This is a genomic window from Kineococcus anabasis (assembly GCF_054590795.1).
On the sequence record NZ_BAAIHU010000006.1, the window covers coordinates 272,541 to 297,821 of the forward strand.

23 protein-coding genes are annotated in these 25,281 nt (G+C 74.9%); 13 read left to right on the top strand and 10 right to left on the bottom strand.

Annotated elements, in window-relative coordinates; translation table 11 throughout:
- The first annotated feature begins 109 nt into the window (after positions 1-109).
- The 4 genes from ACYQBY_RS10065 to fabF all read left to right on the top strand — a co-directional run bounded on the left by ACYQBY_RS10065 (position 110) and on the right by fabF (position 3,894).
- Complete coding sequence (locus ACYQBY_RS10065) at positions 110-1,078, top strand: ACP S-malonyltransferase (RefSeq protein ID WP_459643715.1); 969 nt, start codon at positions 110-112, stop codon at positions 1,076-1,078.
- On the top strand, positions 1,075-2,148 hold the full coding sequence (locus ACYQBY_RS10070; RefSeq protein WP_459643716.1) for a beta-ketoacyl-ACP synthase III: 1,074 nt from the start codon (positions 1,075-1,077) through the stop codon (positions 2,146-2,148). The genes ACYQBY_RS10065 and ACYQBY_RS10070 overlap by 4 nt, the downstream gene beginning before the upstream one ends.
- A 128-nt stretch (positions 2,149-2,276) precedes the next feature.
- Positions 2,277-2,522 (top strand): acyl carrier protein, encoded by a 246-nt coding sequence (locus ACYQBY_RS10075; RefSeq protein ID WP_459643717.1) that lies wholly within the window; start codon positions 2,277-2,279, stop codon positions 2,520-2,522.
- Between the two features lie 118 nt (positions 2,523-2,640).
- Entirely contained in the window at positions 2,641-3,894 is a 1,254-nt protein-coding gene (gene fabF, locus ACYQBY_RS10080) for a beta-ketoacyl-ACP synthase II (protein ID WP_459643718.1), read from the top strand.
- Between the two features lie 90 nt (positions 3,895-3,984).
- Here the strand turns inward: fabF and ACYQBY_RS10085 are convergent, their stop codons facing one another.
- Positions 3,985-4,482 (bottom strand): DUF3145 domain-containing protein, encoded by a 498-nt coding sequence (locus ACYQBY_RS10085; protein ID WP_459643719.1) that lies wholly within the window; start codon positions 4,480-4,482, stop codon positions 3,985-3,987.
- A gap of 295 nt (positions 4,483-4,777) precedes the next feature.
- Here ACYQBY_RS10085 and ACYQBY_RS10090 point away from each other — a divergent pair, with 295 nt between their 5' ends.
- The 4 genes from ACYQBY_RS10090 (at position 4,778) to ACYQBY_RS10105 (ending at position 8,065) form a co-directional block, all read left to right on the top strand.
- On the top strand, positions 4,778-5,200 hold the full coding sequence (locus ACYQBY_RS10090) for a hypothetical protein (protein WP_459643720.1): 423 nt from the start codon (positions 4,778-4,780) through the stop codon (positions 5,198-5,200).
- A 60-nt stretch (positions 5,201-5,260) separates the two neighbouring features.
- A complete protein-coding gene (locus ACYQBY_RS10095) occupies positions 5,261-5,938 on the top strand; it encodes a hypothetical protein (RefSeq protein WP_459643721.1) in 678 nt (225 codons plus the stop codon).
- A gap of 199 nt (positions 5,939-6,137) precedes the next feature.
- A complete protein-coding gene (locus tag ACYQBY_RS10100) occupies positions 6,138-6,974 on the top strand; it encodes an aldo/keto reductase (RefSeq protein ID WP_459643722.1) in 837 nt (278 codons plus the stop codon).
- 65 nt (positions 6,975-7,039) lie between these two features.
- Positions 7,040-8,065, top strand: coding sequence for a putative glycoside hydrolase (locus ACYQBY_RS10105; RefSeq protein ID WP_459643723.1), 1,026 nt, complete (start codon positions 7,040-7,042; stop codon positions 8,063-8,065).
- 63 nt (positions 8,066-8,128) lie between these two features.
- Here the strand turns inward: ACYQBY_RS10105 and pelF are convergent, their stop codons facing one another.
- From pelF to ACYQBY_RS10135, 6 genes are all read right to left on the bottom strand, one after another.
- A complete protein-coding gene (gene pelF / locus ACYQBY_RS10110; protein ID WP_459643724.1) occupies positions 8,129-9,883 on the bottom strand; it encodes a GT4 family glycosyltransferase PelF in 1,755 nt (584 codons plus the stop codon).
- An 88-nt stretch (positions 9,884-9,971) separates the two neighbouring features.
- Positions 9,972-11,210, bottom strand: a complete 1,239-nt coding sequence (locus tag ACYQBY_RS10115) for a hypothetical protein (RefSeq protein ID WP_459643725.1) — start codon at positions 11,208-11,210, stop codon at positions 9,972-9,974.
- 174 nt (positions 11,211-11,384) lie between these two features.
- Positions 11,385-14,516, bottom strand: coding sequence for a pullulanase X25 domain-containing protein (locus ACYQBY_RS10120; RefSeq protein ID WP_459643726.1), 3,132 nt, complete (start codon positions 14,514-14,516; stop codon positions 11,385-11,387).
- 117 nt (positions 14,517-14,633) lie between these two features.
- Positions 14,634-15,251 (bottom strand): hypothetical protein, encoded by a 618-nt coding sequence (locus ACYQBY_RS10125; protein WP_459643727.1) that lies wholly within the window; start codon positions 15,249-15,251, stop codon positions 14,634-14,636.
- Between the two features lie 66 nt (positions 15,252-15,317).
- Positions 15,318-15,638, bottom strand: coding sequence for a hypothetical protein (locus ACYQBY_RS10130; RefSeq protein WP_459643728.1), 321 nt, complete (start codon positions 15,636-15,638; stop codon positions 15,318-15,320).
- Between the two features lie 120 nt (positions 15,639-15,758).
- Positions 15,759-15,929: a hypothetical protein gene (locus tag ACYQBY_RS10135; protein ID WP_459643729.1), complete on the bottom strand. Its 171-nt coding sequence runs from the start codon at positions 15,927-15,929 to the stop codon at positions 15,759-15,761.
- Positions 15,930-16,219: 290 nt separating this feature from the next.
- Here ACYQBY_RS10135 and ACYQBY_RS10140 point away from each other — a divergent pair, with 290 nt between their 5' ends.
- The 4 genes from ACYQBY_RS10140 to ACYQBY_RS10155 are packed head-to-tail and all read left to right on the top strand — an operon-like array spanning position 16,220 to position 20,739.
- Positions 16,220-17,563, top strand: a complete 1,344-nt coding sequence (locus tag ACYQBY_RS10140; RefSeq protein WP_459643730.1) for an extracellular solute-binding protein — start codon at positions 16,220-16,222, stop codon at positions 17,561-17,563.
- 5 nt (positions 17,564-17,568) lie between these two features.
- Positions 17,569-18,522 carry a carbohydrate ABC transporter permease gene (locus tag ACYQBY_RS10145; protein WP_459643863.1) on the top strand — a complete coding sequence of 318 codons (954 nt, stop codon included), beginning with the start codon at positions 17,569-17,571 and terminating at the stop codon, positions 18,520-18,522.
- Positions 18,523-18,524: 2 nt separating this feature from the next.
- Positions 18,525-19,418, top strand: coding sequence for a carbohydrate ABC transporter permease (locus ACYQBY_RS10150; RefSeq protein WP_459643731.1), 894 nt, complete (start codon positions 18,525-18,527; stop codon positions 19,416-19,418).
- Positions 19,419-19,422: 4 nt separating this feature from the next.
- A complete protein-coding gene (locus ACYQBY_RS10155) occupies positions 19,423-20,739 on the top strand; it encodes an ABC transporter ATP-binding protein (RefSeq protein ID WP_459643732.1) in 1,317 nt (438 codons plus the stop codon).
- Between the two features lie 99 nt (positions 20,740-20,838).
- Here the strand turns inward: ACYQBY_RS10155 and ACYQBY_RS10160 are convergent, their stop codons facing one another.
- Positions 20,839-21,873: an LLM class flavin-dependent oxidoreductase gene (locus ACYQBY_RS10160; RefSeq protein ID WP_459643733.1), complete on the bottom strand. Its 1,035-nt coding sequence runs from the start codon at positions 21,871-21,873 to the stop codon at positions 20,839-20,841.
- A 197-nt stretch (positions 21,874-22,070) separates the two neighbouring features.
- Between ACYQBY_RS10160 and ACYQBY_RS10165 the strand changes: the two genes are divergently transcribed.
- Positions 22,071-23,630 (top strand): GAF domain-containing protein, encoded by a 1,560-nt coding sequence (locus ACYQBY_RS10165; RefSeq protein ID WP_459643734.1) that lies wholly within the window; start codon positions 22,071-22,073, stop codon positions 23,628-23,630.
- Between the two features lie 45 nt (positions 23,631-23,675).
- Here the strand turns inward: ACYQBY_RS10165 and ACYQBY_RS10170 are convergent, their stop codons facing one another.
- Both ACYQBY_RS10170 and ACYQBY_RS10175 read right to left on the bottom strand, forming a co-directional pair.
- Complete coding sequence (locus ACYQBY_RS10170) at positions 23,676-24,008, bottom strand: hypothetical protein (protein ID WP_459643735.1); 333 nt, start codon at positions 24,006-24,008, stop codon at positions 23,676-23,678.
- A 47-nt stretch (positions 24,009-24,055) separates the two neighbouring features.
- Positions 24,056-25,225: a hypothetical protein gene (locus ACYQBY_RS10175; RefSeq protein WP_459643736.1), complete on the bottom strand. Its 1,170-nt coding sequence runs from the start codon at positions 25,223-25,225 to the stop codon at positions 24,056-24,058.
- Between the last annotated feature and the right edge of the window lie 56 nt (positions 25,226-25,281).

Here is a 25,281-nt window from a genome sequence, read left to right on the forward strand (position 1 = left end):
GTGGGGCTGCGCCGGTCCCGGGTGTTTGTAGGATCCGCACAACCACGCGGCTGAAAACTCGTGAGCGTCGTGACCGCGTCGGCGCTCGTTGGCAGGGGAGATTGGGTCCGTGCTCGTCATCGTCTGCCCGGGACAGGGCTCGCAGGCCCCGGGCTTCCTCGCCCCGTGGCTGGAGCTGCCCGGCTCCGCCACCCGACTGGGATGGCTCTCCGCCGTCGCCGGTCTCGACCTCGTCGCGCACGGCACCACGTCCGACGCCGCGACGATCCGCGACACCGCCGTCGCGCAGCCGCTGATCGTGGCGAGCGGCCTGGCGGTCCTCGGGGAGCTCGTGGCGCCGGGCGCGCCGCTGCCGGCCGCCGTGACGAGCGGCCACTCCGTCGGGGAGATCACCGCCGCGGCCGCCGCGGGGGTCCTCACCCCCGAGCAGGCGGTCGTCCTGGTGCGCGAGCGGGGCCGGGCCATGGCCGCCGCGAGCGCGGTGACGCCCACCGGCATGAGCGCCGTCCTGGGGGGTGATCCGGCCGAGGTGGCCGGGGCCCTCGCCCGGCACGGGCTGACCGCGGCCAACGCCAACGGCGGCGGGCAGGTCGTGGCCGCGGGCACCGCCGAGGCGCTGGCGGCGCTGGCCGCGGACCCGCCCGCGAGGGCCCGGGTGGTGCCCCTGCAGGTGGCGGGCGCCTTCCACACCGAGCACATGGCTCCCGCGGTGGAGGTGCTCGCGGGGTACGCCGCCGCGCTCCGGCCGCAGCCGGCGCGCACCCCGGTGGTCTCCAACGCCGACGGGGCCGTCCTCACCGACGGCCCGGAGGTCCTGCGCCGCATCGTGGCGCAGGTCAGCCGCCCGGTGCGCTGGGACCTGTGCACAGAGCGCTTCGCGGAGCTGGGCGTCACGGCGCTGCTGGAGCTGCCGCCCGCGGGCACGCTGACCAACCTGGCCAAGCGCCAGCTGAAGGGTGTGGAGGTGCTGGCGCTGAAGACCCCCGACGACCTCGAGAGCGCCCGGGCGCTGATCGCCGAGCACGGCGCGGCCGTGCCCGGCGCGCAGGGCGCCACGGCCCCGGCGGGTGCCCTGTGAGCGGCCCCGTGCGCATCGGCACGACGCCGACCCGGCAGGCGCGCATCCTCGGCGTGGGCGCGCACCGCCCGCCGCGCGTGATCGGCAACGAGGAGGTGTGCACCTGGATCGACTCCTCCGACGAGTGGATCCGCCAGCGCACCGGCATCGTGACCCGCCGCTGGGCGGCACCGGACGTCGGCGTGGTGGAGATGTCCGAGGACGCCGCCGCCAAGGCCCTGGCCGCGGCGGGCCTGTCCGGGCAGGACCTCGACGCGGTCGTCCTGGCGACGGTCTCCTACCCGCTGCAGACCCCTGCGGCCGCGGCGGTCCTCGCGGACCGCCTCGGCGCGACCCCGGCGGCCGCGTTCGACGTCTCGGCCGGCTGCGCGGGCTTCTGCCACGGCGTGGCCCTGGCGGCGGACCTGGTGCGCGGCGGCACGGCCCGCAACGTGCTCGTGGTGGGCGTCGACAAGCTGTCCGACTTCACCGACATCCACGACCGCTCCACCGCGTTCCTCTTCGCCGACGGTGCGGGCGCGGTGGTGGTGGGCGCCTCCGACGAGGTGGGCATCGGCCCGACGGTGTGGGGTTCCGACGGCGGCCAGGCCGACGCGATCCGCTCGAAGGTGTCGTGGCTGGACCTGCGCCCGGGTGCCGCGGGCGCGGAGCAGGTGGCGGTGGAGGCGGCCGCCACCCCGCAGGCCGGCGAGGACCGGGCCGGGGCCGCGCCGTGGCCGTACCTGGAGCAGGCCGGGCAGACGGTGTTCCGCTGGGCGGTGTGGCAGATGGCGCCGGTGGCGCAGCGCGCGCTGGACGCGGCGGGGGTGCGGGCGGAGGACCTCGACGCCTTCATCCCGCACCAGGCGAACGCACGGATCATCGACGCGATGGTCAAGCAGCTGAAGCTGCCGGAGACGGTGCACGTCGCGCGGGACATCACCGACATGGGCAACACGTCGGCGGCGTCCGTGCCGCTGGCGATGGAGCGGGTCCTGGCGGACGGCGAGGCGCCCTCCGGCGGCCTGGCCCTGCTCATCGGCTACGGCGCCGGGCTGTCGTACGCGGCGCAGGTCGTCCGGCTGCCCTGACCGGCGCTGCGCGCGGCGCAGCAGCGGGCCCGCCGCGGCGGGCCCGGAACGAGCTCCTGGCCCGCGTCCCCGCGGGCCGGGCCCACGGCGGGACCACCACGGTCCGGCCAGCGACAGAAGGAGAGCGAATGGCCAGCGAGCAGGAGATCCTCAGCGGTCTCGCGGAGATCATCAACGAGGAGACCGGCCTGCCCACCGACAGCGTCGAGTCGCAGAAGTCCTTCACCGAGGACCTCGACATCGACTCCCTGTCGATGATGACCATCGTCGTGAACGCGGAGGAGAAGTTCGGCGTCCGCATCCCGGACGAGGACGTCAAGAACCTCAAGACCGTCGGCGACGCCGTCTCGTACATCTCCCAGGCCCAGGGCTGACCCGGTCCGGGGCCGGCACCGGGTGGTGGCGGCCCCGGCCTCCCCGCACCGGCGCCCGTGGGCGGCGCCCCCGCTGTGTCCCCCTCTCGCTGACCGCTCGTGAAGGAGTTGACCGACCATGACCGCAACCCCACGGCGCGTCGTCGTGACCGGGCTCGGCGCCACGACGCCCCTGGGTGGAGACGTGGCGTCCACCTGGGAGGCCGCGCTGGCGGGCCGCTCCGCGGCCCGGCCCATCGAGGCCGACTGGATGGAGCAGTACGACCTGCCGATCCGCTTCGCCGCGCAGGCCGCGCAGCCTGCGGTGGAGGTGCTGAACCGGCAGGAGACCAAGCGCCTGGACCCCTCGGCGCAGTTCTCGGTGATCGCCGCCCGCGAGGCGTGGCGGGACGCCGGCAGCCCCGAGGTGGAGAGCGACCGCCTCGGCTCGGTCATCGGCACCGGCATCGGCGGCATCTGGACCCTGCTGACGGCCTACGACACCCTGCGCGAGAAGGGCGCCCGGCGCGTCCTGCCCCTGACCGTGCCGATGCTCATGGCCAACAGCTCCACCGCGGCGGTGAGCCTGGAGTTCGGGGCGGGTGTGGGCGCCCACTCCCCCGTCAGCGCCTGCGCCTCGGGGGCGGAGGCCATCGCCTACGCCCTGGACATGATCCGCACCGGTCGCGCCGACGTCGTGATCGCGGGCGGCACGGAGGCGGCGATCCACCCGCTGCCCATCGCCTCCTTCGCCGCGATGCGGGCGATGTCGCAGCGCAACGAGGATCCGGAGCACGCCTCGCGGCCGTTCGACAGCTCCCGGGACGGTTTCGTGCTGGGCGAGGGCGCGGGCATCCTCGTGCTGGAGGCGGAGGAGCACGCCCGTGCCCGCGGGGCGCGCGTCCACGCCGAGCTGGTCTCGGCGGGGCTGTCCGCCGACGCCCACCACATCACCGCGCCGGAGCCCACCGGCGCCGGAGCCGCCCGCGCGCTGCGCGACGCCCTGCGCACCGGGGACCTGACCCCCGCCGACGTCGTGCACGTCAACGCGCACGCCACCTCGACCCCGATCGGCGACATCGCGGAGGTGCAGGGCCTGCGGGCCGGTCTCGGCGAGGCGCTGGACGGCGTGGCGGTCTCGGCCACGAAGTCGATGACCGGGCACCTGCTCGGCGCCGCCGGCGCGGTCGAGAGCGTCCTGACGGTGCTGGCCCTGCGCGAGCGGGTCGCACCGCCCACCATCAACATCGACGACCTGGACCCGGCGGTCACCCTGGACGTGGTCCGCAAGGACCCGCGCCCGCTGCCCGCCACGGGCGACCTCGTCGCCCTGAACAACGCGTTCGGCTTCGGCGGCCACAACGCGAGCCTGGCCTTCCGCACGGCGGGCTGATCGCGGGCGCACCGCGCCCCCCGGCAGGACGAGAGCCCCGCACCTCCCGACGAGGAGGAGCGGGGCTCTGGTCGTCGCGGGGCGCCCGGCTCAGCCGACCTGGTGCAGCCAGCGCACGTCCGCGCCGTCACCGGCGTAGCGGAAGGGCTCCAGCTCCGCGTCCCAGGGGTCGCCCATGGCCAGGGCGAGGGCGTCGCGGCAGCGCTGGGAGTCGCCGAGCTCGAGGGCGGCCCGGATGCGGTCCTCGGGGACGAGGACGTTGCCGTGGACGTCGGTGGTGGCGTGGAAGATGCCGAGGGCGGGGGTGTGGCTCCACCGGCTGCCGTCCACACCCGCGCTGGGCTCCTCGGTGACCTCGAAGCGCAGGTGCGCCCAGCCGCGCAGGGCAGAGGCCAGGCGCGCGCCGGTGCCGGCGGGTGCCTGCCAGATCAGCTCCGTGCGCTGGCAGCCCGGCGCGACCGGCTGCGGCGTCCAGTCGAGCACCACGCGCATGCCGAGGACACCGCTGGCGGCCCACTCGATGTGCGGGCACAGCGCACGCGGTGCGGAGTGCACGAAGAGCACGCCACGGGTCGTCGCACCGGACATGCGTTCCTCCTCTGCGTCGGTGTGAGGGCGCCTTCCCCAAAACGACCTCACCGCAGCGGACGGACCGGGTGCACGGTCGACGGTGTGACACGTATCTCGTTCGCCGGGCCATCATGCCGCACGGCCCAGTCGGGAACCAGCACCCCGGCGCGTCGTCGTTCCGGCGCGTCGCATCACCCTGCGCAGTCGGGTGGCTGCTCCCGGTGCACCTCCCGGGGTCGGCGGGGGTTCCTCAAGGGCGCAGGGGGTAACGCCGATGCAACGCGCGGGGGACCGCCGGGGAACGGGAGCAGACGTGGCAGAGCAGCACAGCGGCGCCGCCGCGCACGCCGCGGGCGAGGTCTCGGAGGTGATCCGGCCCGCCGCGGTGGTGCCCGAGGACGAGGCCCGCGCGATCCTCGCGGCGCTGGCCGACCGCGACGTGCACGCCGGCGGTACCTGGCAGGCCGAGCCGAGCCTGTGGACCCGCTTCGACCGCCAGTGGGACGCCCCCGCGGCACCGGGCGGCGCCGTGCCGGTGGGCCGCCTGCACGTGGCGTACGGCACGCCCACCCGCTACGAGGTCACCGTCTTCCGCGTGACGGTCACGGCGGCGGGCAGCGCGCTGGGCTGGTCGGTGGAGTCGCTGTGCGACGAGGCCCTCGGCTACGGGGGCCTGCGGCTGCAGGACTGCCCCCGCGCGGCGCTGACGCCCCCTCCCCCGCCGTTCCGCTTCTGATCCCCGCCCGCACGCCGGCCCCGCACCGGCGCCGGGCCGGGCCCGTGCGAGCATCGACGGGTGCCCCGTCCGAACGACGCACGACGTCACCACCGCCCCGTGCTGCGGGGCCCGGACGCCCTGGCCGACCTCGCCGGGGGTCTGGACCCCGCCGAGCGCGAGGAGGCCGCCCACGCCGTCGCGGCCGCCCTCGTGCACGGTGCCCGCTCCGCCGCCGACGCCGAGGTGACCCGCCGGATCGTCTCCCTCGCCGAGGACGAGGGCATCGACCTGCTCGCCTCGCTGTGGGCCGACGCCCCACCGGACTCCCTCGCGGGCGCCCTGTGGCGGCTGTACGCGCTGCGCACCTGGGTGCGCGCGGACGCCACCTCGGTGGCGCGGCAGTTCCACGAGGGTCGCAAGCGCGCACCGGTGCACGAGGTGGTCGCCGGCGTCGCCGACCCGCCGGGCCCGGCGGAGGTGGTCCAGCTCGTCGACGCCGTGCTGTCCGGGGTCGCCGGCGGGGACCTGGCCGTCACCTTCGAGCGCGCCGCCGCCTTCTGCCGCGTCCTGGCCGTGGGCCGCGCGCACCACGCCGACGAGGTGCCCGCCGCCACCCGCCGGGGCGACGGCGACGCGGGCCGGGGCGGACCGGACGCCGCGACGGCGCTGACGCGCTCGGCGGCGCGGCTGGTGCGCACCGCCGAGCAGCTGGAGGCCGCCGCGCGGCGCTGGCGGGAGGGCGACGAGGGCCGCTGAGCGGCGCGGAGGGGCGGGCCCGGCTCCCCGGTGGTTACACTGGGGGTGGCGTCGGGCCGCGGTAGCCCCGGGTCCCATTTGATGAAGCCGCTACGAGCGGCCGTGTGCCGAGAGGCGCTCCCGGTCCGGCGTCACCACCTCGTCCACGCGCAGGCGCCCGCCGCGCGTGGTCCTCCGCCCTCCACTACGGTCGGCGACCATGTCCACCGTCCCGAGGGTTCCCCTGAACAACGGCGTGGAGATGCCGCAGCTCGGCCTGGGCGTCTGGCAGGTGCCGGACGACGAGGCCACCGCAGCCGTCACCACCGCCCTGGAGGCGGGGTACCGCCTCGTCGACACCGCCGCGGTCTACGGCAACGAGGCCGGGGTCGGCCGCGCGCTGGCCGCCGCCGGCGTGCCGCGCGAGGAGCTCTTCGTCACCACCAAGCTCTGGAACGCCGAGCAGGGCGCCGAGCGGGCGCTGCGCGCCTTCGACGCCAGCCTGGAGCGCCTCGGCCTCGACCACGTCGACCTGTACCTCATCCACTGGCCCGTCCCGGCGCAGGACCTGTACGTGCAGACGTGGCGGGTGCTGGAGCGGATCTACGCCGACGGCCGGGCCCGGGCGATCGGCGTGTCCAACTTCGAGCCGCACCACCTGCGGCGCCTGCGCGCGGAGACCGACGTGGTGCCCGCCGTGAACCAGGTCGAGCTGCACCCCTACCTGCAGCAGCGTCCGCTGCGCGAGGAGTGCGGCCGGCTCGGTGTGGTGGCCGAGGCGTACAGCCCGCTGGCCTCGGGCGGGGACGTCCTCGGCGACCCGGTGATCGGCGCGATCGCCGCGGCGCACGGCGTGAGCCCGGCGCAGGTGGTGCTGCGCTGGCACCTGCAGCAGGGGCACGTGGTCATCCCGAAGTCGGTCACCCCGGAGCGCATCGCCGCGAACATCGACGTGTTCGGCTTCGAGCTCGACACCGCCGAGCTCGCCCAGCTCGCCGGGCTGGACCGCGACGGCCGCGTCGGCGCGCACCCGGACGAGATGAACTGGACGGGCTGAGCGCCCCGGGCCCCACCGGGCGCGGGCTGTGGCTGCGCAACGGGGGGCCGGTCGACGACGCGCAGGTGGCGTTCGCCGTGGCGCACTACCGGGTGGCGGTGCTCCAGCCGTGGGAGACGCACGTCCTGCACCGGCTCAAGGACGCCCGGCCGGACATGACGGTGCTGGCGTACAAGTGCCTGTCCTCCACGCGGGACTACGAGCCCGGGCCGGTGTTCACCTCGGGCGTCTCCCACGCCGAGGCGGAGGAGGCCGGGGGCGGCTGGTTCGCCCGGCGCCGCGACGGCAGCCGCGTGCAGTGGCGCTCCTACCCGGGGCACTGGCAGATGGCGGTGTGGGACGCGGCCTACCGGGAGCGGTGGTGCCGCAACGTGGTGGCGGAGGTCGCGGGTTCGCGCTGGGACGGCGTCCTGGCGGACAACGACGTCTTCGACGACTACTACGGCATCGACCCGCCGCTGGCGGGCGGGTACACGATGGCGGACGTGCGCGCCGGGCTGGAGGAGCTCGTGGCGCGCGCGGGCGCCGCGCTGAACGCGGTGGGCTCGCTGCTGGTCCCGAACATCGCCGAGTCCCGGCGCGAGCCCGGCCGCTGGCAGCGGCACGCCGCGTTCGGCGGTGGCCTGGAGGAGGTGTGGCTGGCGTGGGGACCGCGGGAGTTCCTCGACCCGCCCACGGCGCTGGCGCAGGCCCCGCAGGTCCCCGGCCCGGGCCTGACGCTGTTCCGCACGGCCACCGACGGCAGCGACACCCACCCGAACTTCCGCTACGGCCTGGCGGCGTTCTGGGTCTTCGGCGGCGGGGCGGGCGGGGCGATGACCGCCACCGGTCGCGACGAGCACTCGGGCACGCCGTGGGTCCCGGAGCTCGGCTGGGACCTGGGGGCGCCGCGGGAGGCACCCCGCCGGGAGGGGCCGTGCTGGGTGCGGGCGTTCTCCGGCGGCTGGGCGGCGGTGCACCTCGGGGACGGTGGCGCCGCGGCCGCGTGCCCGGTGCCGCCGGGTCTGCTGGACGCCGGGGACCGGCCAGCACCGCAGCGGGTGTGGCTGGCGCCGCACGAGGGAGTGCTCCTGCGCTCGGCAGGCCGGTGACGGCGGCCCGCGGACCGGCGCCCGGAAGATGTCAGGGCCCTGCGGTCTCGGCGCCCGGAGGTGTCAGGGCCCGGCGTGCGGGCCGGGGATCCTCGGCCTCGCGGCCCGTCGCAGGGCGGCCGCGCCGGGCGGGGTGCCGGACTCCCCCGCCGGGGCGGGCAGGAGCGTGCGGGGCGGCGCGGCACCGAGCCCGCCGAGCTCGCGGTACAGGCGGTTGTACGCGGCCATCGCGTCCCGCAGCTGGAAGAAGTCCCGCACGCGGCCCTGCGCCCGCCGCGCCATGCGGGCGTAGCCGGCGGGGTCGGCGAGGACCTCCTCCACCGCACCGGCCAGGGCGTCCGGCCGGCGCGGGGGGACGAGCACGCCGCACGGCCCCCAGGTGTGCCCGGCGGGGGTGGTGAGCGGGTCGGCCACGAGCTGGGCCATGCCGCCGACGTCGGTCCCCACGACGGGCACCCCGGCGCTCATGGCCTCCAGCACGACGACCGGCTGGCCCTCGTTGTGGCTGGAGACCACGAGCAGGTCCACGTCGCCGAGGGCGTCGCGGACGTCGACGGGACCGTGGAAGGTGACGTGCCGTGCGAGGCCGAGCTCCGCGGCCCGCGCGCGGCACAGCTGCGCGTGCGCGGGGTCGTGGTCGGTGGGCCCGAGGACGTCGAGGTGCACGTCGGTGCGCCCGCCGCGCAGGAGCAGGGCGAGCGCCTCGAGGAGGTCGGGCAGGCCTTTGATGGGCACGACCCGGCCGATGTGCGCCAGACGCCACGTCCGGTGCCCGTCGGGGTGCCCGTCCGGGTGCCCGTCGGTGCCCGCCTGTGCGGCGAGCAGACCCGGCAGGGCGTCGCGGCGGCGGGCGGCGGCGGCCGCGAAGTCCTCGACGACGACCCCGTTGGGGATGACGACGCTGCGCTCCAGCGGCGCCCCGAGGTCGGCGGCCTCGGTGACCGCGCCCGGGTACAGGTAGGTGACGGCCTCCGCGCTGGGGTAGCACAGGCGCCCCATCTCGATCCACCACGACATCCAGGCGCGCTGCCGCGGCGGCAGCGCCGGGTCGAGGTGGTCGCGCGCCGTGACGGGCAGCGCCAGGTCCCGTCCCCGCAGGGTGTTCACGGTGTCGCGGACGTAGAGGTTGTGCTCGGTGAGCAGGAACGTGCCGGCGTGCCGGCGGGCGGCGGCGGCGGCCAGCAGGGACGCGTAGCCGGTGGTGTGCGCGTGGTAGACGCGGGCGGGCGGGACGTCGGCGCCCAGGACCGCGTAGGACAGCGAGGAGAACTCCCGCAGCAGCCAGAACGTGTCGGTGAGGGAGAGGCCCAGCCCGGCGAGGCGGTCACGGGTGGCCGCCATGAACTCGCGCGTGCCGAGCAGCGCCCACAGGGGGTAGGAACGCTCGGTGGGGTCCATGCCCTCGTCGTGCAGCCGCCAGAACTCCGCGGGGTCCCCGGCGGCGATCGCGGCCAGGGCGTCGTAGAGGCGCCGGGCCAGCGCGGCGCGCCCGGAGCGCCGCATGCGCAGGTCCGCGGGGCGCAGGTCGAGGAACCCGGCGCGGTGCTCCTGCATGGACAGGAAGCGCCGCCGCACCCAGCGGACGTTGGGCGGGACGCCGTAGAGGTCCTCCGCCGGGCAGGTGGAGTCCCAGGTGAGGTGGGCGACGCCGAACGTCAGGTCGGGGTTGCTGCGGACGATGTCGTGCACCACGGCGGACACCCCGCCGCGCAGGTACGGGTAGGTGGACTCCAGCACGAGGGCGACGTCGACGGGCGGCTCGCCGCGGGGGGCGCCGGGCGGGGGGGACCCCGCGCCGGGGGCGCCGTCGTCGGGCACCTGCGCCTCCTCCTCCGCCCCGCGGCCTGCGCCGCTGTCCCTCACCGCGTCCCGTCGCACCGCCTTCCCCCGCACCGTGCTCCCCGTCTCACCAGGCGGTGGCGTGCCGCCAGAACAAGGTGTACTCGGCGTCCTGCCAGTGGCGCAGGCACAGGCGCACGGCGACGACGAGGACGGCGGCCTCCGCCAGCGCGATCCACGCATAGGCCGCGGGAGCGGTGGGGGCCAGCGCGAACGCCACGGCGCACACGGCCAGGTGCACGGCCCCGAGGAGCTGCGCGGTGCCCCGCTCACCGATGTAGTCGATCTTGTAGCAGAGCACGGAGAGCACCAGGAAGGCCCAGGACGCGACCGCCACGGCGGCGAGCAGCGGCAGCCACCCGGGTGCCAGCACGGCCACGGCGGCGACCTCGGCGGCGGTGAGCGCGGCCCCGGTGGCGGCGGTGCGCACCAGGGTTCCCCGCACCGTCGCGGACAGCTCCGCCGAGCGCACCGCGAGCACCCGGTACGGCTCGTGCTCCATCGCCTGCCGGACCCGCAGCACGGCGGCGTCGAAGGCCGGCGCCAGGCGCACGAAGTAGTGGTTGGTGGCCACCACGGTGGGCAGCAGCGCCACGAACACCACCGTCACGGGGAGCCGCCCGTCGGCGACGAGGAGGAACACGACCTTGTCCGCCCACAGCACGGCGCCGAGGAGCAGGCCGCGGAGCAGGTCGCGGGCGGTGTCGGCGAGCGGCGCCCGCTCGGCGTGCCGCAGGCGCGGCAGGTGCGGGCGCAGGGCCGGGGCCAGGGCCAGCAGGCCGGCCACCGGCGGCAGGAACCACGCGGTGGGCGCGGCGAGCAGCGCGGCGGCGTAGGCGGCCCAGGCCAGCGCCCAGCGGTCGCGGCGGCGGGTCACGTTCGTCAGGACGAGGGCCTGGGTGAAGGCGACGTGCAGGACGCAGAGGGTCAGGAAGGCCGCGGCGGCGCCCGCCGGCCAGCGCAGCACGAGGTGCACGGGGACGGCCAGGACGAGGACCGCGGCGAGGGACTGCAGGAACATCCAGGGCCACACCTCGCAGAACCTCTCCCCCAGCGCCCGGTGGTCCCCGCCCGGCAGGAGGGCACCGAGGCCGCGGTACAGGGGGGTGCACACGGCCTGGCTGAGCCAGGGGACGGTGAGCGAGGTGGCGAGGAGGAGGGCGGTGAGCGGCACCCCGCCGGCCTCCGCGGCCCCGATGCGCCAGGCGGCGAGGGGGAAGGCGACGGTGAGCATCGCGACCGGGGACAGGTGCAGCGCCAGGTCGCGCAACGACCCGAGCTCGCGAGGTGCCGACCCTGCGCCCACGTCCGCGCTCCCGTCTCCACCGTGGTGGGACCACCCACGTCGTGGGGACGGTCCCGGCCGGTTCCCGGTCCCGGACAGTACCGCAGCGCCGCCGCGGCGTCGGCGGAACACACGGGCAGGGCCCCGCGGACGGTGCCTGCGGGGCCCTGCCTCGTGCTCGGGGTGCGGTGCGCGTCAGGCCCTGGCGCTGGTGATGGTGAGCCGGTGGGTCTCCGAGTCGTACGAGAACCGGGTGCGGGCCCCGTCGGCCGGGACGGTGAAGGCGATGTTCGCGCCACCGGCCTGACCGCCGTCGCCGTAGCTCTCGTCCCACGACCGGCCCAGGGCGATCTTGGTCTCGTAGCTGCCCGCGGGGATGGCCGTGGTCACCCACGTGTAGGTGCCGTCGCCGTTGGGGTCCTGCAGCCACGGCCGCAGGCACTCCGGCGCCCAGTCCGCGGCGCAGCCGAGCTCGCTCTGGTGGGTTCCGGGGGCGGTGACGAGCTTGCCGTCGGAGGTGGTGGTGATCCAGTGCGTCTTGTGGTCGTAGACGAACGTGATCGGCCCGCCCGGGTGGTCCAGGGCGATGTTGCCGCCGTCCCGGGCCCCGCCCGCTCCGTAGTTCTCCGTCCAGGCCCGGTCGATCGCGGCCTTGTAGGAGTAGCTGCCGGCGGGCAGGTCGGCGGTGAGGGTCCACACCTGCGCCTGCGGGTCCAGGCGCATCTGCGCCTGCTCGCAGGTGGGCTCCCAGTCCGCGGCGCAGCCCAGCTCCGAGTCCACCGTGCCGGCGACCGCGACGGCGCCCGGCTGGGTCACGGGCGTCCCGTCGCCGCCCTCCTCGGGGCCGGCGGGCCTCTCGGTGCCGACGGTGGCGGACGTGCCGCTCGCGGCGAGGCGGCCGGAGTGGTCCTTCACGACGGCCCGGTACTCCAGCAACGTGCCGGGCGCGAACGCCGAGACGTCCTGGAAGACGCGGTAGGGGGCGTTGTCGTCGGTGCCGAGGACGGTCCACTCCTCGGTGCCGGCGGGACGGGCCGCGAACGTCACCTGGTTGAGGCCCCTGCCGGGCAGGTCGACGCCGATCTCGGCGCGCCCGCCGGTGGTGCCGAGCACCGCGGGGGTGGTGGAGGTGGGCACGGGTGCCGCCTTGGTCCTCGGCAGCGACCCGGTGGCCTTCCACACCACCGCAGACAGGGCGGGCACCTGCACGGTGACGCGCCCGTCCGCGCCGGTCCGCACGTCCTTCGTGCCCGCGGGCCAGACGGCCTTGAGGTTGCGCTCGCGGCCCTGCGCGGTGTCGAGGGTGACGGTGCGGGCCTGCTCGGAGTTGTTCACGGCGACGAGGTACTCCACGTCGTCGCGGTCGTCGATGCGGCTGAAGGCGTACACGCCCTCACCGGTGTCGGCGTGGCGGTGGATCTGCGCGCCGTCGGCGAGCGTGGGGTGCTTCTCGCGCAGCTCCGCCAGGTCCTTGATCCAGCGGTACATCGGGTGCTTGGTGTCGAAGTTGTAGCTCGCGGTGGTGGCGTCGGTGCCGATGAGGTCGTCGTCGTTGTACGTGGCGACCTTGGAGGGGAACATGTCCTGCCGCGCGTCCTGGTCCCCGCCGTCGCCGGTGAAGCCCTGCTCGTCGCCGTAGTAGACGACCGGCTGCCCGCGGGTCAGGTACATCAGGGAGTGCACGAGCTGGTCGCGCTCGAGCAGCTCCTCGCCGGTGGCGCCGCCGTCGGTGAGGAACCTGCCGATGCGGCCCATGTCGTGGTTGCCGAGGAACGTGGGCAGGGAGTACGCGTTGGAGTCGGCGTCGGTGTAGAGGTCGTCGTCGGCGAACAGGTCCCGCAGCTCCGTGGTGGGGCGGCCGTTGCCGAACCCCTGCGCGCGGTTCTGGAAGGGGAAGTCCAGGGCGCCCTGGAGCCGGCCCGTCGTGGTGAACTTCGACGTGTTGCGCGGGTTGGAGTCGAAGACCTCCGCGAAGGAGAAGAAGTCGGGGTTGCCCTTGGCGGCGGCGTGCTGCTCGATGGCGGGGGCGAACTCCTGCCAGAACTCCGTGTTGACGTGCTTGACGGTGTCGATGCGGAACCCGTCGATGCCGAAGTCGACCCACGCCTTGTAGATGTCGGCCATGCCGTCGACGACCTTCGGCTGCTCGGTGAACAGGTCGTCGAGGCCGAAGAAGTCGCCGTAGAGGTCGGACTCGCCGCCGTTGAAGAGGGCGTCGCCGCGGTTGTGGTAGAGCGTGGGGTCGTTGAGCCACTCGGGGACCTTGACCGTGGCGTCGCCGGGGTTCGGGAAGAACGGCGTGTACGGGAAGGACTTCTCCGCGTCGAGGGCGGGGAAGGTGTCCTTCCCGGCGAAGTCCCGGTCGTCGAAGGGGTTGCCCGCGGCGTCGCGGTACGGCTCCTTCGCCTTGGTCACGTAGGCGCCGGTGTTCTCGCGGTAGGCGATGACGTCGGCGGTGTGGTTGGTGATGATGTCGAAGAAGACCTTCATCCCCTTGCCGTGCGCCTCGTCCACGAGCTTCCTGAGGTCGTCGTTGGTCCCGAGGTGGGGGTCGATCTGGGTGAAGTCGGTGATCCAGTAGCCGTGGTATCCGGCGGAGACGTTCGAGCCGGTGCCCTGGACGGGCTTGTTCTTGAAGGACGGCGTCAGCCAGATCGCCGTGGTGCCCATGCCCTTGATGTAGTCCAGGCGGTCGGTGAGGCCCTTGAGGTCACCGCCGTGGTAGAAGCCCTTGGAGGTGGGGTCGAACCCGCTGGCGAGCCGGTCGCGGGCGTAGCCGCCGTAGTCGTTGGCGGCGGTGCCGTTCTCGAACCGGTCGGCCATGACGAAGTAGAACCGCTCGCGGGTGAGGTCCTCGCGCAGGGAGGCGCGGGCGAGCTTCCCGTCGGCCTCCTGCAGTCCCGGCTGGGCGGCGGCCGGCGCGACGGTGACGGTGTGGGTGGCGTGGTCGTAGGTGAACCGCAGCTTCGCCGGGGCCTGCAGCACGAGGGGGGCGTTGGCCGCTCCCCAGCCGTAGCTCTGCTCCCAGGACCCGTCGAGGCGGACCTTGTACTCGTGGGTGCCGGCGGGGACGTCGGCGACGAGCTGGAAGCGGGTGGGGCTGCCGGGCACGGGGGCCAGGTCGTTGCTGGTGCAGGCCTCGTCCCACGCCGTCGCGCAGCCGAGCGCGGGCTGCAGGGAGCCCATGAGGCTGACGCGGGCGGGCGCGGCGGAGTGGTCCGCGGCGGCGGGCGCGACGGGGGCGAGGGCGAGGGCCACCAGGGCGGTGGCCACGCCGGAGGAGCGCAGACGGGAACGGGTGGGGCGGGGGTGCACGGAGGTGCGCACGGCGATCCTCTCGACGGTGAGCGGCTGCGGCGAAGGTAACCCGCAGACGCCCTCCGCGGAAAGCCCCCTGCAAAGCTTGCAAGAACACGGCACCATCGCCCGTGCGCGGCGGGCTCGTCAGCGTCCCGCTCCCCCTTCGCGCACGACCTCGGCGACGCGTTCCAGCTGGAGGCGGGCGTTCCAGACGCCGATGTGGCGCCCCAGCCCCTCCACCTCGCACGGCGCGGGCTCCCTCCCGGGGTCCGCCGTCGCCGCGGGCGGTGCCTGCACCTGCGCGTACAGGCGGTCCAGCTCCTCCTCGAGCGCCGCGTCGGCGGCCTGCACCCGCTGCCGGACGGCGGGGCCGGAGAGCAGGGCCAGCCGGGCGCCGGCGGTGCGGTGGGCGACCTCGCGGTCGAAGGCCTCGCGCACGGCGGGGGTGCGGGGCAGGTCCGCGGCGCAGTGGTCGACCCGGGCGAGGGCGTCGAGGAGGGCGCCGCTGCGCCCGAGGTACTCGGCGGAGGCGCCGTGCAGCGCGGCCCGCTCCTGCTGACCGCGCTGCTGCACGAGGGAGACGGCGCCGGTGGCCGCCGCGAGCAGCGCGGCGGCCGCCGCCGCCACGAGCAGCGCCCGGTCCCCGCGCCGCAGGACCACCTCACCACGTTCGGGCGGGGGGTGGACCGTCACCTCGAAGCCGCGCCCGGGCCCGTCGTCGGGCTCCGTCCCCGGCTCCCGGCCCCCCTGGGTGGCCGACATGCCAGGAGGGTACGGCGCGCCGGGCCGCGCGCGAGGCGCCGAGCGGCCCGGCCGGTGCGGGCGGGGTCAGGCCACGGGCGAGGAGGCGCCGCGGACGAGAGCGTCGGAGGCCGCCGGCAGGGTGTCGAGCGGGCGGACGAAGCGGTGCACGGGCACCGGCGCCGGGCCGGGCGCGGGGGCGCTCACGTCGTCGCCGAGGAGCGTGCCGCGGTAGCGGTCGAGGTCGGGGTGGCGGCTGAGGAGGTACTCGCGCACCGCCTGCCGCCGCGCGCGGCGACGGCTGGGCGCGGGGACGTCGGGGTCGCCGGCGACCCTCCAGACGAGCGCGAGCAGGGCCAGCCTGCCGGGGGTCGCCGCGGGTCGCGGGTGTGTGTCGTCGTCCACCATGTCCACTCCATCGTCGGAAGTGGTCCGGACGCTACGGCTCCCCCTGCCGGCGCGGCGGGGCTTCGCGTCATCTGCCCGGGCGGCTCCACGAAACCTCCCCACCGGGGCCCGCGCGGGGGCTCAGCCCTCCACGAGGACGAGGATCGCGATGCCGATGACGGAGGCCAGGGCCACGATGCCGGACCACTGCTGGCGGGCGACGTCACCGGGCTTGGACGTGAGCAGGCCCCACAGCGAGATCCCCGCCAGGGCGCCCAGGATCACGAGCCCGGCCGTCGTCATGTTCGGCATGGTCGCGACCCTACCGACGCCCGCGGCGGCCCCGGGTTCCGCCCCTCACCCGGCGTGGCGTGCGCCTCTCCCCCGGTGGGCGACGGGAAACCGGGCACACCCCCACTTTCGATCACATTGTGTTGAAGATTGGTAACGATGAGAAACTTCTCCCGGCAAATGTGGCGCTGCGTCGGTGACAGGAGCACGCTATGCCAACACCTGGCCGGTGATCTTGCCCTGTACGGGCGAACGGCCGGCTCCACGGTGGGGACACGGACGACGACGACCGGACCAAGCCAGGAGGATCGGTGGAGCCCACGCGCGCACCGGAGCACCACGAAGCCACCAGCCAGTCACCACCCGCACGCCGCCGGGCGCTCGCCGCCGCGACGGCCCTGCTCGCCGCCTCGGGCCTCACCGCCTGCGGCGGCCAGGACGTCGGGACCGGCGTGCCGACGCTCACGTGGTACATCAACAACGCCTTCGACGCACCCATCGGCCAGCGCTGCTCCGACGAGGCGCAGGACTACGACATCCGCACCGTGCAGCTGCCCAACAACGCCGCCGGGCAGCGCGAGCAGATCCTGCGGCGCCTGGCCGCCAACGACACCTCGATGGACATCCTCAGCCTCGACCCGCCCTACATGGCGGAGCTGGCCGAGGCGGGCTTCCTGCGCCCCTTCACCGCCGAGGAGGAGCAGGAGTTCTCCGAGGACGTGCTGGAGGGCCCGCTGCGGCAGTCCCTGTACGAGGACACCATGTACAGCGCCCCCTTCTACGCCAACACCCAGCTCCTCTGGTACCGCAAGTCGGTCGCCCAGGAGGCCGGTCTGGACATGAGCGAGCCGGTCACCTGGGACCAGCTCATCGACGCCGCGGAGCAGACGGGGACGACCGTCGCGGTGCAGGGGCAGCGCAACGAGAGCCTCATGGTGTGGGTCAACGCGCTGGTGGAGTCCGCCGGCGGCACCATCCTCGACCCCGCAGCCGAGGGCGCCGAGGCCGACGCGGTCGGGGCGACCGTCGACAGCCCGGCCGGGCGCCGGGCGGCCGAGATCATCACGCGGATCGCGAGCTCGGACGCCGCGCCCGCGGCGCTGAGCACCGCGGCCGAGGAGACCTCGCGCGCCGCCTTCCAGGAGGACGACGGCGCCTTCATGGTGAACTGGCCCTACGTCTGGAACGCCATCGCCGCCGCGGAGGAGTCCGGCATCCTCCCCGCGGGGTGGCGCGAGGACGTCGCCTGGGCGACCTACCCCCGGGTGGAGGAGGACCTCCCCGCCGCCACGCCCATCGGCGGCGCCGGCCTCAGCATCGGGGCCTTCAGCCGCTACCAGGACCTCGCGGTGGACGCGGTGCGCTGCCTGCGCTCGGTGGAGAGCCAGAAGGAGCACATGCTGACCGGCGGCGAGCCCGGCTCCTCCGCCGCGGTCTTCGAGGACCCGGAGGTGCGCGAGCAGTTCCCCATGTGGGAAGCCATCCGGGCCGGCCTGGTCGAGGCGGCCCCCCGTCCCATCTCCCCGTACTACGGGGACGTGACCGGGGCCATCCAGCAGACCTACCACCCGCCGGGTGAGCTCTCGCCCGAGACGGCCCCCCGCGAGGCGGCCGAGCTCATCGAGGGCGTCCTGTCCAACGAGCAGCTCCTCTAGGAGGTCTGGTGAGCACCACGGTTCCCGCGGCCTCCGGCGAGGTCCACGACCAGGTCCAGGGCGCCCCCGGCAGGCGCCCGAAGGTGAGCGACCGCACGAGGCACGAGCGCCGTCTCGGCCTCCTCCTCGCCGGCCCCGCCCTCGTCCTGATGGTGGCCGTCACCGGCTACCCCATCCTCAACGCGATCTGGCTCTCGCTGTTCGACTACCGCCTCACGGCCCCCGACGCCCGGGAGTTCGTGTGGTTCCGCAACTACGCGATGATCCTCAGCGACGGCCTGTTCTGGCGGCAGTTCGGCGTCACCGCGGCCATCACCGTCGTGACCGTCGCGGTGGAGTTCGTCATCGGCTTCGCCCTCGCGATGGTCATGCACCGGGCGCTGTTCCTGCGGCGCACGCTGCGCACCGCGATCCTGATCCCCTACGGCATCATCACCGTCGTCTCCGCGTACGCCTGGCAGTACGCCTTCGCGCCGGCCTACGGCTTCGTCAACCCGCTCGTCGGGCTCGGGGACTACAACTGGTTCGGCGAGACGGTGCCCTCGCTCGTGGTGATCTGCCTGTCGGAGATCTGGAAGACCACGCCGTTCCTGTCGCTGCTGCTCCTGGCGGGGCTCGCGCAGATCCCGGAGGACTACCTGGAGGCCGCCAAGGTGGACGGCGCCACGGCCTGGCAGCGCTTCCGCCGCGTCATCATGCCGAACATGAAGGCAGCGATCATGGTCGCCCTGCTGTTCCGCACCCTCGACGCCTTCCGCATCTTCGACAACGTCTTCATCATGACGCAGGGCGCGCAGGGCACGGAGACCCTGTCGTTCCTCGCCTACCGGCAGACCATCTCCCGCGTCCAGATCGGGCTCGGCTCGGCGGTGAGCGTGATCCTCGCCGTCCTGGTGGTCCTCATCGCCGTGATGTTCGTGAAGGGCTTCAAGACCAACCTGTCGCAGAGGAAGGGCTGACCATGGCGACGCTCGAGAGAGAGGCGCCCGCGGCCCCGGTGCCACCGAAGGCCGCCAAGCGCGCTCCGTCGGGACAGCGCAGGAGCCAGGTGCTGTGGGCGCTGGGCTCGGCCCTGGTCATCGCCTACGCGCTGGTCCCGGTGCTGTGGATCATCTCGCTGTCCCTCAAGGCCGGCGACGACATCGGCAACAAGCGCTTCTGGCCGACCCAGTTCAGCCTGGAGAACTACCGGATCGTCCTGTCCTCCGACCTGTTCCTCACGGCGCTGCGCAACTCCGCGGGGATCGCGCTCATCGCCACGACGATCTCGGTGGTCATCGCCACCCTCGCGGCCTACGCCGTCGCGCGTCTGGAGTTCCCCGGCAAGCGCATCCTGCTGGGCACGGCGCTGGCGATCACGGTGTTCCCGATCATCTCCATCGCCACGCCGCTGTTCAACCTGTGGCGGAACATCGGCCTGTACGACACGTGGCTGGGCCTCATCATCCCCTACCTGTCCTTCTCCATCCCGCTGTCGGTGTACGTGCTGTCGGCGTTCTTCCGGGAGATCCCCTGGGAGATGGAGCAGGCCGCCCAGGTCGACGGCGCCACCGCCTGGCAGGCGTTCCGCAAGGTCATCGTCCCGCTGGCCGCACCGGGCGTGTTCACGGCGGCCATCCTGACGTTCTTCGCCATCTGGAACGACTTCGTCTTCGGCATCACCCTGACCTCCACCGAGGCCGCACGACCCGTGCCCGCGGCGCTGGCCTTCTTCAGCGGCGCGAGCCAGTTCTCCCAGCCGACCGCCCCCATCGCCGCGGCGTCGGTCCTGGTGACCATCCCTGTGATCATCCTCGTCCTGCTCTTCCAGCAGAAGATCGTGGCGGGGCTCACCAACGGCGCAGTGAAGGGCTGAACCCATGGCAGCGATCGACATCGACCACCTCGTCAAGGAGTACCCCAACGGGTTCCGGGGGGTGAACGACGTCAGCCTCAACATCGCCGACGGCGAGTTCGTGATCCTCGTCGGCCCCTCCGGGTGCGGGAAGTCGACCCTCCTGCGGATGATCGTCGGCCTGGAGGACATCACCGACGGAGAGCTGCGCATCGACGGCAGGCGCGTCAACGAGAAGGCGCCGCGCGACCGGAACCTCTCCATGGTGTTCCAGAACTACGCCCTCTACCCGCACCTGTCCGTCCGGGAGAACATCGCCTTCCCGCTGCGGCTGAAGAAGGGCGTGCCCGAGCGGGAGGTCCAGCAGCGCGTCGACGAGGCCGCCGGGCTGCTGGAGCTCGGTGAGCTGCTGGAGCGCAAGCCTGCGCAGCTCTCGGGCGGGCAGCGCCAGCGCGTCGCGATGGGCCGGGCCATCGTCCGGCAGGCCGACGCGTTCCTCTTCGACGAGCCGCTGTCCAACCTGGACGCCAAGCTCCGCGGCCAGATGCGCAGCGAGATCTCGCGCATGCAGCGGCGCCTGGGGACGACCACCGTGTACGTCACCCACGACCAGACCGAGGCCATGACCCTCGGGGACCGGGTGGCGGTGCTGCGCAAGGGCGTCCTGCAGCAGGTCGCCTCGCCGCGGGAGCTGTACGACCAGCCCGTCAACCTGTTCGTCGCGGGGTTCATCGGCTCGCCGCCGATGAACTTCCTGCCCGCCCGGGTGCACGGCGACGCCCTGGACACGCCCTTCGGGCAGATCCCCCTGACCGGGGAGCGCGCCGACGCGGTGGCCGGCCGGGACCTGCTGCTCGTGGGCATCCGCCCCGAGTACTTCGAGGACGCCTCCCTGGTGGACGACGCCAAGCGCCCCGCGGGCACCACGTTCCGGGCGCGCATCGACTTCACCGAGTGGCTCGGGGACGCCCAGTACGCCTACCTGCCCTTCGACGCCGAGCCGGAGGTCCGCGACCGGCTGCGGGAGCTGTCGCAGGAGCTGGACAGCGACCAGCTCCGGACCCAGGCCGTCGTGAAGATCGACGCGGCCAGCCGGATCCGGGAGGGCCGCGACGCCGACATGTGGGTCGACCTGCGCAAGCTGCACGTGTTCGACCCCCGCACCGGGGAGAACCTCACCCGGGACGCCGCGGCGGGTGCCGCGCTCACGCAGCAGCTCGCGGCGGAGCGCGAGGAGGAGATCGCCGAGACCCGCGGCAGGCTCCGGCGCGCCGACGCCCCCCAGGTCATCGACGTCCGCGACAGCGCGGGGTCGCGGCAGACGACGGGCGGCACCACCTGAGCGGCCGGCACCACGGGGGGTCGTGAGCGGGGGGGACCAGCACCGCCCGGCGCCGCACACGCGGAGCCGGGCGGTGCGCCGTCGTGCGCCGGCGGCCCCTCAGCGGCGGGGCGCCCAGCCCAGCGCCGGGCCGAGCCGGGTCGCGGTGTCGGTGAGGAGCTGCACGTAGTCCTCGTGGGCGAACCCGAACGGCAGCGCGAACACCGCCTCGCGCACCTCGCGGAACCCCGCGTGCGCGGACAGCGCCGCGGCGATCTCCCCGGACGTCCCCACCAGGTCGGGGGCGAACAGCAGGCGTGCCGGGCCCTGGGGCGACGTGGTGCGCGGCAGCCGTGCCGCGGCGTAGGCGGCGTACCGCTGCCGCTGCTCGGCCGTGGCGGTGTCCGTCGGCAGCACCACCAGCCCCTGCGAGGCGCGGGCCGCCTGCCCCGCCGGGTGCGCGGCCCGGAACTCCCGCAGCTGCGCGGCCTGGATCGCGGCGAAGTCCCACGGTCCCTCCCCGCCGGGTCCCTCCGCCTTCACGACGCTGGACGTCAGCAGGTTCAGGCCCTGCTCCCCCACCCAGCGGGCCGAGCGCAGGCTCGCGCCGCCGTACCAGACGCGCCCCGCCAGGCCCGGCGAGTGCGGCTGCACGCGCTCGGACCACGTCTCGATCCCCTCCGTGCCGGAGAACGTGCTCGCCGGCTCCCCGCGCAGCAGGGCCAGCAGCCGCAGCAGCCGCCCGTAGCCGAAGTCCTCCGCGTCCGCGGTCCCCGGGTACAGCGACGCCGCGACGTGTTCCAGGTGCACCGGCGGCCCGACGCTGAACCCCGGGTTGAGGCGGCCCCCGGACAGCACGTCCACCGTCGCGAGGTCCTCGGCGAGGCGCAGCGGGTTCTCCCACCCCAGCGGCGTCACCGCGGTGCCCAGCTCGATGCGCCGGGTGCGCTGGGTGGCCGCGGCCAGCACCGCCACCGGGGAGGAGATGCCGTGCTGCAGGTGCCGGTGCCGCACCCAGGCGCTGTCGAACCCCAGCCGCTCCCCCAGCTCGACCACGGCCAGCGTGCTCTCGTGACCCGGCCCCGGGTCCTGCGGGTCGAACGAGCCGATGGTCAGGAACCCGAGCTGCTCCAGCGCTTCCCCCGGCGACGGCATGCGCACCCCTCTCCCCGGCCGCAGGTCGGCTGCGGGCCGGCTCCAGCATCGCCGCCGCGGCGCGGCGGCGCGCGCGGGGGCGGCCGCGCCGGCATCCCCGGGGATCCAGGGCCCCGGACCCGCCCGGCTCAAGATCTCCGCGGGCCGTGTCGATGGCTCCAGCACGGCGCACCCTGCGCCCTGGGAGCGAGGACGCCGTGAAGCGCTGGGGACACCGCCGCGATGCAGTGCAGGCAGGGGGCACCTCGGTGCTGGAGGCGCAGGCGGACGTCGAGGCCGTCACCTCCGTCCTGGGCGCCCTGGCGACGGCGCGCACCTCCCGGGCCGCCGTCGGCGCAGCCCTGGACGCCGTGCGCAGCGCGTTCGGCTGGGCCTACGGCTCCTACTGGGCCACCGACGAGGACGCGAAGGTGCTGCGGTTCGCCCAGGAGTCCGGCGACGCCGGGCAGGAGTTCCGCACCGTCACCCTGGCCGCCTCCTTCGCCGAGGGCGTGGGCCTGTCCGGGCGGGCGTGGCGCTCCCGCGACCTCGTGTTCGTGCCCGACCTGGGCCAGGTCACCGACTGCGTGCGCGCACCCGCCGCCCAGCGCGTCGGGGTGAGGTCCGGGGTGTGCTTCCCCCTGCTGGAGGACGGGCGCGTCGTCGGCACGATGGACTTCTTCGCCACCGAGACCCTCAGCCCCTCCCCGCAGCGCCTCGCCGCCCTGCGCGCCGTGGGCCTCCTCGTCTCCCAGGCCCTCGCCCGCATCCGCGAGGCCGAGCGGCAGACCGCCGCCGCCCGCGACATCGCCGCCGTGAACAGCGTGCTGCGCGAGCTGGCCACGACCCGGACCGTGGACGAGGCGGCCTCCACCGCCCTAGACGCCATCCGCCGGGAGTTCGGCTGGGCCTACGGCTCCTACTGGGCGGTCGACCCGGCCGAGCGGGCGCTGAAGTTCGTCCTGGAGTCCGGCAGCGCCGGGCAGGAGTTCCGCCAGGTCACCCTGGCCGCCTCCTTCCGCGAGGGCGTCGGCCTCTCCGGGCGCGCCTGGCGCTCCCGCGACCTCGTGTTCGTCGCCGACCTGGCGCAGGTCACCGACTGCGTGCGCGCACCCGCCGCCCAGCGCGTCGGGGTGAGGTCCGGGGTGTGCCTCCCGCTGCTCGTGCAGGGTCAGGTCGTGGGCACCATGGACTTCTTCGCCACCGAGACCCTCACCCTGTCCGAGGGCCGCCGCGACGCGCTGCGCAACACCGCCTTCCTGGTCTCCCAGGCCATGGAGCGCGCCGCCGGGACCGCGCGCCTGGCCGACGCCGGGCACCAGCTCGTCGCCTCCATCGGCGAGGTGCAGGGCAACGTGGAGCAGGCCGCGGTCGTGGCCGGCGAGGCCCAGAACCTCACCGCGGCCGCCAACGACCTCGTCGCCCGCCTCGCGACGAGCAGCGCGGAGATCGGCAAGGTCGTCAAGGTCATCAACGGCATCGCCGAGCAGACGAACCTGCTCGCGCTCAACGCCACCATCGAGGCCGCCCGCGCCGGTGAGGCCGGCAAGGGCTTCGCGGTCGTGGCCAGCGAGGTCAAGGAACTGGCGCAGGAGACCGCGCGCGCCACCGGGGAGGTCGGCTCGCAGGTCGCCGCCATCCAGGCCGGCGCCGCCAGCATGGTCTCCGCGCTGGCCGACATCGACCACGTCGTGCAGCGCATCAACGGGATCCAGGACGTCATCCGCGAGGTCCTGCTCGAGCAGAGCACCGTCACCCGCGGGGTCCTGGGGAGCTGACGCCGCGAGGCGCCCGGGCCGCCGGGCGGCCGGGGCCGGGGCACGTCAGCCCCGGGCGGAGCCGCTCCCCCACAGGGGGTGGGTGCAGATCACGGTGACGACGACGGCGGCGCCCGCGACGAGGGGCAGCACCTCCGACCACGCCGGGCCCCGCCAGGCGAGGAGCCGGTGGAGGAGCCGGACCGCGACGAGCCCGCCGACGAGCACCGCCCACGCCAGGAGCGTCCAGCCGAGGAGCCACAGGATCACGAACGGGGCGTCGGCGCCGGGGTGCAGGTGCGCGACCGCGTCCGCCACGGCGAACAGCAGGGCCGCGGATGCGGCGAGGACGAGCGTGGCCACCGCCCCCACCCCGAGGTCCGACCGCCTCGCCGCCATGCGGCGAGGTTAGGCCCGGGGCCCCCGGCGCGGCAACGGAGCCGGCGTCAGCGCCTCGACAGCGTGACCGTCACGGTGACGTGGCCGAGCAGGTGCGCCGGCTCCCGGGAGGGGTCCGCACGGTGGTCGACGACAGGAGCCCGGACCTCGACCGTGCCCTCGCCGGCGCGCTCCACGAGGAACCGCCAGCCGTCGGAGGCGGCGCGGCACCCGGCCGACCCCTCGCCCCGCGGTTCACCGTCGAGGGTCACCCGCTCGAAGACCGGGCTGTCCGGGACGGTGCCGACCGGCTCCGCCCCCTCCAGGGGCCTCACCCACGGCGACGTGGCGGGGGTGTTCTCCTGGGCGATGGCGACGAGGACGAGTCCTCCCGCGACCAGTCGCGCGTGACCGGAGTGCACCTCCACGGGGTGTGTGTCGCCGCGCAGCGGATCGCCGGGCGAGCGGAAGTGCAGGCTCACGTCGAACACGCCGCGGGCGAAGGACTCCAGCTCGTCCGTGTCGGACGGTGGCGGGCCGTCCGGCGCGGCGGCCAGGGTCAGCAGCACCCGCAGACGCTCGTGGCCGGCGACCGGTTCGAGACGGGCGGTGGCGCGGACGCGGTAGCCGTCCGCCGCGTGCGGGGGCGGGGGCGGCGGGGCGTACCCGACGGAGTGCGCCCGCGCCTCGGCCATCGCCTGCCGGGTGCGGCGTGCCCGCTCGAACCGGCGGTGCCGCGTCCGCCGCCGGCGCACCTCGAGGCGTGCGCGGTTCGCCGGGGTGAGGGGTTCCAGCGTCAGCGGGGTGATGGCCGCGGCCACGTCGGTCGCCTCGGCGGTCGTGAGCGCAGCGGTCACCCTCGACCCCGCGTCGGCGAACTCCCCGAGGACGCGCCCGGCCGGATCGAGGACCCGCACCGCCCGCGCCCAGCCCGCGTAGACGCGCAGGGGCCGCCAGTGGAGTTCCTCGGCCGGGTCCAGTTCCGAGGGCGAGGTGCTGCGCTGCGGGCCGGATCGCACGTGCGGAACCCGGATGTCGACCTGCGCCCGCCGCACCTCGTCCGGCAGCTCCAGGCGGAAGTCGCTGAGCGCTTCCACGAGGACCCGGCCCGCGACCGGGCGCAGGACGTCGAGGACCGCCGCGCACACCCGCTGCGCGGTCGCCCGGGTGGCCGGCTCCTCCACCACCACGTACACGACCCGCCCACCGTCGACCGCCGGGTCCCGCGACACCGTCACCACGGGACCATGCTGGCGCGCCGTCGACCCCGGACGGAGACGAACGGCCGGGTCCC

Bases quoted from the DNA above. Each gene is read 5' to 3' on its own strand.
- ACYQBY_RS10125 (WP_459643727.1), bottom strand. From the start codon at position 15,251: ATGTCGGCCACCCAGGGGGGCCGGGAGCCGGGGACGGAGCCCGACGAC.
- ACYQBY_RS10160 (WP_459643733.1), bottom strand. From the start codon at position 21,873: ATGCCGTCGCCGGGGGAAGCGCTGGAGCAGCTCGGGTTCCTGACCATC.
- ACYQBY_RS10130 (WP_459643728.1), bottom strand. From the start codon at position 15,638: ATGGTGGACGACGACACACACCCGCGACCCGCGGCGACCCCCGGCAGG.
- ACYQBY_RS10100 (WP_459643722.1), top strand. From the start codon at position 6,138: ATGTCCACCGTCCCGAGGGTTCCCCTGAACAACGGCGTGGAGATGCCG.
- ACYQBY_RS10075 (WP_459643717.1), top strand. From the start codon at position 2,277: ATGGCCAGCGAGCAGGAGATCCTCAGCGGTCTCGCGGAGATCATCAAC.
- fabF (WP_459643718.1), top strand. From the start codon at position 2,641: ATGACCGCAACCCCACGGCGCGTCGTCGTGACCGGGCTCGGCGCCACG.
- ACYQBY_RS10135 (WP_459643729.1), bottom strand. From the start codon at position 15,929: ATGCCGAACATGACGACGGCCGGGCTCGTGATCCTGGGCGCCCTGGCG.
- ACYQBY_RS10155 (WP_459643732.1), top strand. From the start codon at position 19,423: ATGGCAGCGATCGACATCGACCACCTCGTCAAGGAGTACCCCAACGGG.
- ACYQBY_RS10085 (WP_459643719.1), bottom strand. From the start codon at position 4,482: ATGTCCGGTGCGACGACCCGTGGCGTGCTCTTCGTGCACTCCGCACCG.
- ACYQBY_RS10150 (WP_459643731.1), top strand. From the start codon at position 18,525: ATGGCGACGCTCGAGAGAGAGGCGCCCGCGGCCCCGGTGCCACCGAAG.
- ACYQBY_RS10170 (WP_459643735.1), bottom strand. From the start codon at position 24,008: ATGGCGGCGAGGCGGTCGGACCTCGGGGTGGGGGCGGTGGCCACGCTC.